The 1,639-nt window shown below is 50.3% G+C and carries 5 protein-coding genes; 4 read left to right on the top strand and 1 reads right to left on the bottom strand.

Annotated elements, in window-relative coordinates:
- The coding region (locus ACTHUT_RS19955; RefSeq protein ID WP_440419555.1) for a DnaA N-terminal domain-containing protein at positions 1-176 on the bottom strand (176 nt) is incomplete at its 3' end.
- 319 nt (positions 177-495) lie between these two features.
- Here ACTHUT_RS19955 and rpmH point away from each other — a divergent pair.
- The 4 genes from rpmH to yidC all read left to right on the top strand — a co-directional run.
- Positions 496-630: a 50S ribosomal protein L34 gene (rpmH, locus tag ACTHUT_RS19950; protein ID WP_002214728.1), complete on the top strand. Its 135-nt coding sequence runs from the start codon at positions 496-498 to the stop codon at positions 628-630.
- A 2-nt stretch (positions 631-632) separates the two neighbouring features.
- The gene (gene rnpA / locus ACTHUT_RS19945; protein ID WP_440386509.1) at positions 633-974 is read left to right on the top strand and encodes a ribonuclease P protein component; all 342 of its coding nucleotides are present in this window, start codon (positions 633-635) and stop codon (positions 972-974) included.
- Positions 971-1,192 (top strand): membrane protein insertion efficiency factor YidD, encoded by a 222-nt coding sequence (gene yidD, locus ACTHUT_RS19940; protein WP_003682178.1) that lies wholly within the window; start codon positions 971-973, stop codon positions 1,190-1,192. Before rnpA ends, yidD begins: the two co-directional genes overlap by 4 nt.
- 118 nt (positions 1,193-1,310) lie before the next feature.
- Positions 1,311-1,639: membrane protein insertase YidC (gene yidC / locus ACTHUT_RS19935; protein WP_440419553.1), on the top strand; the 329-nt coding region annotated here is incomplete at its 3' end.

The following is a 1,639-nucleotide window of genomic DNA, read 5'->3' as shown; positions in this document are numbered from 1 at the left end:
TTGGCGGCAAACTGGCTTTTGAGCATATTGCAGGCAAATTGGTTTTTACCATACACCACCCATACGCCGTTTTCTTCGCCCACGGTCAAAGGCGCAATCCATTGCGCAAACTGCCCGGCAGGCAACATTTCGTGAAGGCGGCAAAGGCACAGCGGCCAAAATTCAGCTAACGTCATGAGATTAAGCTCGGAAAATGGAAGATTTGGGAAATACAAGAAGGCGGAGCAGACAGGCAATCCAATAAAAATCAGATTTTTATGACACGCCCGCTGCTTTCAGACGACCTTGCGCACAGAGAAAAGCAAGGTTGGGCGATTATACCCATTCCGCTCTTTTTTATCCACAACCGCCGCAAAATTTTATCCACAAATTCTATCAATGCATCAAACCCGTTGTCACACTTTAGCCGACGAAAAGTTTTTATATTGATTGACAAAAGCAACAAATTGGAGTGTAATTCAGGGTTTAATTATCTACCAATTTTTAGGAAACATCATGAAACGCACTTATCAACCTTCCGTTACCAAACGCAAACGCACCCACGGCTTCTTGGTTCGCTCCAAAACCCGAGGTGGTCGCGCAGTATTGGCTGCCCGTCGCGCCAAAGGCCGCAAACGCCTGGCTGTATAATTTTGAATTACGGCTTCTCGAAGCAGTATCGCTTATTAAAAACGGATGATTTTTCATCCGTTTTTGCGTTGAAAAACCGACGCAGCCGCGATTTGCTGCAAGTCTCCCAGTCCGCAGACAACGCGCTCGGCCATCCGCGCCTTGGTTTGGTCGTCAGCAAAAAGACCGCCAAACGTGCCCATGACCGCAATTATATAAAGCGCGTCATCCGCGACTGGTTCAGGCTGAATCAACACCAGCTGCCGCCGCATGATTTTGTTGTGCGCGTGCGTCAGGCGTTTAATCGGGAAACCGCCCCGGAAGCCCGCAACCAACTTGCCCAGCTGATGAAAAAACGCCGATGAACACCCTGCTTTCCAAGCTCCTCCTTGCACTCATCCGCTTTTACCAATACTGCATCAGCCCCCTCATTCCGCCGCGCTGCCGATACACCCCGACCTGTTCACAATACGCAGTCGAAGCCGTCAAAAAATACGGCGCATTCAAAGGCGGATGGCTGGCCATCAAACGCATCGCACGATGCCACCCTTTCGGCGGACACGGACACGACCCTGTTCCATAATGCTGCTGTCAACCATTTAAAGAACACGATTTCCTTTAATTTCCCGTCGGTTTCTATATAATGCCGTCTGAAGCAGTTTTCATCTCGATTACCTATCCGTCAATTCCAGGAATCTCTTATGGATTTTAAAAGACTTGTGGCATTTTTTGCCATCTCGCTGGCAATCTTTGCCGGCTGGGAACATTTCTTCCCCAGCCCCAAACCTAATCCGGCGCAACAAGCCACGCAACAGCAAACGGCCGCCGCTCCGGCAAAAGCCGCTGCCGAAGCCGCGCTTGCTCCAGCCACCCCTATTACCGTTACCACAGACACGGTTAAAGCCGTCATCGATGAGAAAAGCGGCGACCTGCGTCAGCTGACCCTCTTGCAATACAAAGCAACCGGCGACGAACACAAACCTTTCGTCCTGTTTAACGACGGCAAGGAATACACCTACGTTGCCCAATC

This window comes from Neisseria sp. P0022.S010 (assembly GCF_051956635.1).
This window is presented reverse-complemented; position numbering and strand designations above follow the sequence as displayed.

Bases quoted from the DNA above. Each gene is read 5' to 3' on its own strand.
- rpmH (WP_002214728.1), top strand. From the start codon at position 496: ATGAAACGCACTTATCAACCTTCCGTTACCAAACGCAAACGCACCCAC.
- yidD (WP_003682178.1), top strand. From the start codon at position 971: ATGAACACCCTGCTTTCCAAGCTCCTCCTTGCACTCATCCGCTTTTAC.